At 35.8% G+C, this 4890-nt stretch carries 4 protein-coding genes; 2 read left to right on the top strand and 2 right to left on the bottom strand.

Annotated features, from left to right (window positions below):
* On the bottom strand, positions 1–1708 hold a 1708-nt coding region (gene mnmC / locus M983_RS03100), incomplete at its 3' end, for a bifunctional tRNA (5-methylaminomethyl-2-thiouridine)(34)-methyltransferase MnmC2/FAD-dependent 5-carboxymethylaminomethyl-2-thiouridine(34) oxidoreductase MnmC1 (protein ID WP_066746894.1).
* 204 nt (positions 1709–1912) lie between these two features.
* On the opposite strand from mnmC, the gene fabB reads away from it, so the two are divergent.
* Positions 1913–3124 carry a beta-ketoacyl-ACP synthase I gene (gene fabB / locus M983_RS03095; protein WP_066746891.1) on the top strand — a complete coding sequence of 404 codons (1212 nt, stop codon included), beginning with the start codon at positions 1913–1915 and terminating at the stop codon, positions 3122–3124.
* A 527-nt stretch (positions 3125–3651) separates the two neighbouring features.
* Here fabB and M983_RS03090 read toward each other — a convergent pair.
* A complete protein-coding gene (locus M983_RS03090; RefSeq protein WP_066746887.1) occupies positions 3652–4572 on the bottom strand; it encodes a DMT family transporter in 921 nt (306 codons plus the stop codon).
* 118 nt (positions 4573–4690) lie between these two features.
* Between M983_RS03090 and M983_RS03085 the strand changes: the two genes are divergently transcribed.
* Positions 4691–4890 (top strand): AraC family ligand binding domain-containing protein (locus M983_RS03085; RefSeq protein ID WP_245684001.1); only part of this gene is annotated, 200 nt, incomplete at its 3' end.

The following is a 4890-nucleotide window of genomic DNA, read 5'->3' as shown; positions in this document are numbered from 1 at the left end:
GGTTTTGACTGAAATCAACCTGTTTAACCCATTGTGCTTGTGATAAGCAGTGAGTTAAATGCCATTGGTTATCGGCTTGTTCTTCAGCTGAAATATTTAAATCTAATCGTTCTCGTTGAAAACTAGCGCCTATACAATGCAGATTATCTTGGTTATCTACTGGGGTAAAATAGCCATCATAACAAAGCACTGTTTTTAATTTTGATAATGTATCTGTTGTAGGAATATGACTAACTTGTCCTCTTACTGCACTAATTGGTAATTTATTTGTTTGTGAAAAGCCACTGATACGATGTCCATTGGCTAAAATAACACAATCATGTTTTGCCTGTATTATCGCTTTATTCTGATTATTTTTAATGGATAGCTGCCAATCATTTTCTATTGCATTTAAATCGGTAACTTGGTGATTAAATAATAATGTCGCACCTAGTTGTTCAGCTCGTTTTAACGCATTATGAGTAAGCTCTGTTGGTGAAAGCCATCCTGCTTGTGGGTAAAATAACCCTTCAGCATTAATATCTAATCCACAAAGAGTATTTATTTCATCCTTAGAAAGGTAGCATGCTAATTTATTAAAGAATTCAGAATGTTCAATAATTCGTTGTGCTTTTTTGTGAATTTTCTCATTATAAATAATTTGGGCAACACCAGACCACTGATGTGAAAATAAAATACCAGCTTGATTTAGTTCGTCATAATATTGACGAGCATATAAAAATGCAGTAGTAAAAAATTGCTCAATTTCATCTGATTTGCCATTTAAAAGAGGGTAAAGCACACCTTGTCGATTGCCTGATGCATTCATTGCTGGCTGTGGATCTTCGCAATATAAGGTAACGTTAGCACCTCTACGTAAACAAGATAATGCTGTTAAGGCACTGGCAATACCACCACCGATAATTGCAATATCTTTTGCCTGAGTAGCACGAGGTCTTGCGTAATAAGGTAAAGAAAGAGCAGAAAGAGATTGGGCAAACGTTCCCGTTAGCATTTCACGTTTTTGACCAAACCCTTTTATTTTCTTTATTTCAAAGCCAACATTTTGTAAACCTCGTCTAACAAAGCCTGCTACGGTAAAGGTAGAAAATGTACCCTCTTCACGTATCGAATCAGCCATGGCTTGAAAAAGTGTTTCACTCCACATTTGCGGATTTTTAGAAGGAGCAAAGCCATCAAGAAACCAAGCATCAACTTTATGATGTAACGCTTGACGTATTTGAGGTAATAATGTGTTGATATCACCCAGCCATAAATCAAGCGTGATTTGTCCATTAGCAAGAATAATACGGTGACAACCTGAGATAGCGAGAGGCCATTTTGCACAGAGTTCATCAGAATATTTTGCAAGTTCAGGCCAATGATTATGGGCTAGTTTTAGGTCTTTCTTTGTTAATGGGTATTTTTCAAAACTAACATAATGCAGGCGTTTTAGCGTCGAGTTCACTTCTTTTTGGTGAAATTGCTCAAATGACTGCCAAAGCGTTAGAAAATTTAATCCCGTTCCAAACCCTGTTTCTGCGATTACACATTCAGAGCGTACATGTGTACCAAAACGTAATGGAAAATGATTTCCATGTAAGAAAACATGGCGGGTTTCTTCTAACCCATCTTGGTTTGAAAAATAAATATCACCAAACTGCTCTGAGATAGGCGTACCAAGCTCATTCCAACTTAAGGATGCGGTATTTATGGGACTATTATTCACTAAACTGCCTGCATATCTTAAAAAATAAGACACTATCTTAACGCTGATAAGTAGCTTGTTCCAGTGTTTGAATCGAATAGATTTTTTTTAGTTATCTGCATTTTTGTAAAAAAGTTCCTGATCGGACTTGTTCGGCGTACAACTGTACGCTAAAGTGCTACTTAGAAATCCCGCAGCTACAACTATAATTGTAAAGAGGTATGAATGAAGCGCGCAGTGATCACTGGTTTGGGTATTGTTTCGAGCATTGGTAATAACCAGAAAGAAGTTCTGGATTCTTTAAAAGAAGGTCGTTCCGGGATTACTTTCTCTGAAGAATTTAAAGATATGGGGTTACGTAGCCACATTTGGGGTAACGTTAAGCTTGATACTGAAGGTCTAATTGACCGAAAAATCCGCCGTTTCATGAGCGATGCATCGGTTTATGCTTATTTATCAATGCAAGAAGCGATTGCCGATTCTGGTCTATCAGAAGATCAAGTATCTAATATTCGTTCAGGCTTAGTTGTTGGCTCTGGTGGTGGTTCACCACGTAATCAGGTTCAAGGCTCTGATGGTATGAGAGCAAAAGGTCTACGTGGCGTAGGTCCTTATATGGTGACTCGCGCTATGGCATCGGGTGTTTCAGCTTGTTTAGCGACACCATTTAAAATTAAAGGCGTGAACTATTCAATAAGTTCAGCATGTTCAACATCTGCACACTGCATCGGTCATGCCGTTGAACTTATTCAACTTGGAAAACAAGATGTTGTTTTCGCAGGTGGCGGTGAAGAATTAAGCTGGGAAATGACCTGTGAATTTGATGCTATGGGTGCACTTTCTACTAAATATAATGAAACGCCATCTAAAGCTTCTCGTACTTATGATAAAAACCGTGATGGTTTTGTTATCGCAGGTGGTGGCGGTGTTGTTGTTGTTGAAGAGTTAGAGCATGCATTAGCTCGTGGCGCACATATCTATGCTGAAATTGTTGGCTATGGTGCAACTTCAGATGGTGCGGATATGGTTGCTCCTTCTGGTGAAGGTGCTGTTCGTTGTATGCAAATGGCAATGCAAAATATTGACCATGTTGATTATATCAACACACATGGTACTTCAACGCCAGTAGGTGATTTAAAAGAGCTTGAAGCAATTACAGAAGTATTTGGTTCAACAACACCTGCTATCTCAGCAACAAAAGCAATGACCGGTCACTCATTAGGTGCGGCTGGTGTTCATGAGGCTATTTACAGTTTGTTAATGTTAGAACATGGCTTTATTGCACCAAGTATTAATATTGAAGAGCTTGATGATAAAGCAGCAGGCATGAATATTATTACTAAACCAACTGAACAAAAACTTGAAACAGTAATGTCAAATAGCTTTGGTTTCGGTGGTACAAATGCATCATTAGTGATGGCTAAATATAAAAAATAGTATTAATACTTATTTCTATACCGTGATAAATGGGTACCTAATTAGGTACTCATTTTTTTTGCTTTTTGATTACATAGACGAAGAGTTGTTTTTATAAATAGTATTTTTTTCTAATAAATATAAAAAAATTGTAATGATAAACACTGAAATAGAGATTTAAAATAATAATTTTATTTTTAATGTAATAAAATAGATTTATTTTTTTATTAAAAATGAAATCTATTAATAATAATAAGTTCAATTCATTTTTTTAAGTTAATGTTCATTAAATGTCTTATATTACAAATAATTAAAAAAACACTTTCGATAAAATAAAATTAACTGCTTTTAAAAATTGATCTGGATTATTGTTATACAAATAAAATGAAGCTATTTAATTTAAAAGTTGATATTGTTTACCGCGGATACTTGTATAATTTAAATTTAAACTTTGATTGTCTTATGCTGATTTAATTACTAGCAAATGAAGAAACCGGCTAATAAATTAGCCGGTATTTTTTTTATATTAATATCTTTTTGACATTGACTCACATCTCCTCACGACAATCTGCACTATTATTCGCAGAGCGACGTCGGAAATTCAGCGGCGTTCGTAACTGTTGAACTAAAATAACGCCAAGTAATACAATACCCCCACCTACTAAATGATAACTATGCAGTTCTTCTCCAAGAAATGTAATGGCAATCATCGCGGTAAATAGCGGCATTAAATTCATAAAAATAGAGGCTGTATTTGCACCTAATCTCATCACACCTAAAATCCATAAATAAGGTGCAAGGATTGAAGCCCCAACGCCTGCAAAAATAACTAGCCCTATATTATCTTTATTTAGCGCAACACTTTCTGCCATGAAAAAGTTGGGTAACAATAAGAGAACACCAAATCCAACTTGCACATAAAGAGATTGCCAGCTAGGTAAAGAGATTGCCCAACGCTTTGTTAATACGCCATAAAGAGCATAAGAGGCAGAAGCAATAAACATCATTAATTCGCCATAGCCTAAGCCTTGTGAGAGCAATTGCGAAGGATTACCTTGGCTAATTAACCAGACTAAACCACCAATTGATAATAATGTTCCTAATACAATACCAACGGTTGGGATAATACGTAAAACGAAAATACTAATGATAACAGTCAGTAATGGAATTAATGAATTTAGTATTCCCATAAATGTTGCACTGACATAGTGTGCAGCATAGTACGCCAAACTTTGATACATCACCATCCCTAATGCACCAAGAATAAATAATTTCCACCAATATTGTTTAACCACTTTACGATGATGCCAAACTGGCATAATTAGAAAAGGAGTCATTAATAAAAAAGCGAGGAACCAGCGGTAGAAAGAAATAGCAGCAGGATCAATAACTGAAGCAGCCGCTTTGTTTACTACCGCATTAATGGACCAAATTAACACCGCTAAAAGCGGGAAAACTAAATTTTTCATCTTTCTCACATCTATTTTTAAGTCAGGTAGCTATTGTATGCCTGTCTGATTAGATATATATAATGAAAAGCAGACAATGTATAACTCTATAAAGACAACATGACAAGATAACAACACGATGATGACAATTGAACAACAAAAAATGGGATGGTTACCCTCTGAATTTGAGGCAATCCGCTTTCGAGATGAATTATTATTAGCCGAAACGGAATTTCATTATCATCAACATGATTTTGGTCAGCTACTTTATGTTATTTCTGGTGTGATGGATTTAAATGTCAATGGACAGCGATTTCTTGCGCCGCCTGAGTTTAGTGT

Source organism: Proteus myxofaciens ATCC 19692 (assembly GCF_001654855.1).
Classification (GTDB): domain Bacteria; phylum Pseudomonadota; class Gammaproteobacteria; order Enterobacterales; family Enterobacteriaceae; genus Proteus; species Proteus myxofaciens.
This window is presented reverse-complemented; position numbering and strand designations above follow the sequence as displayed.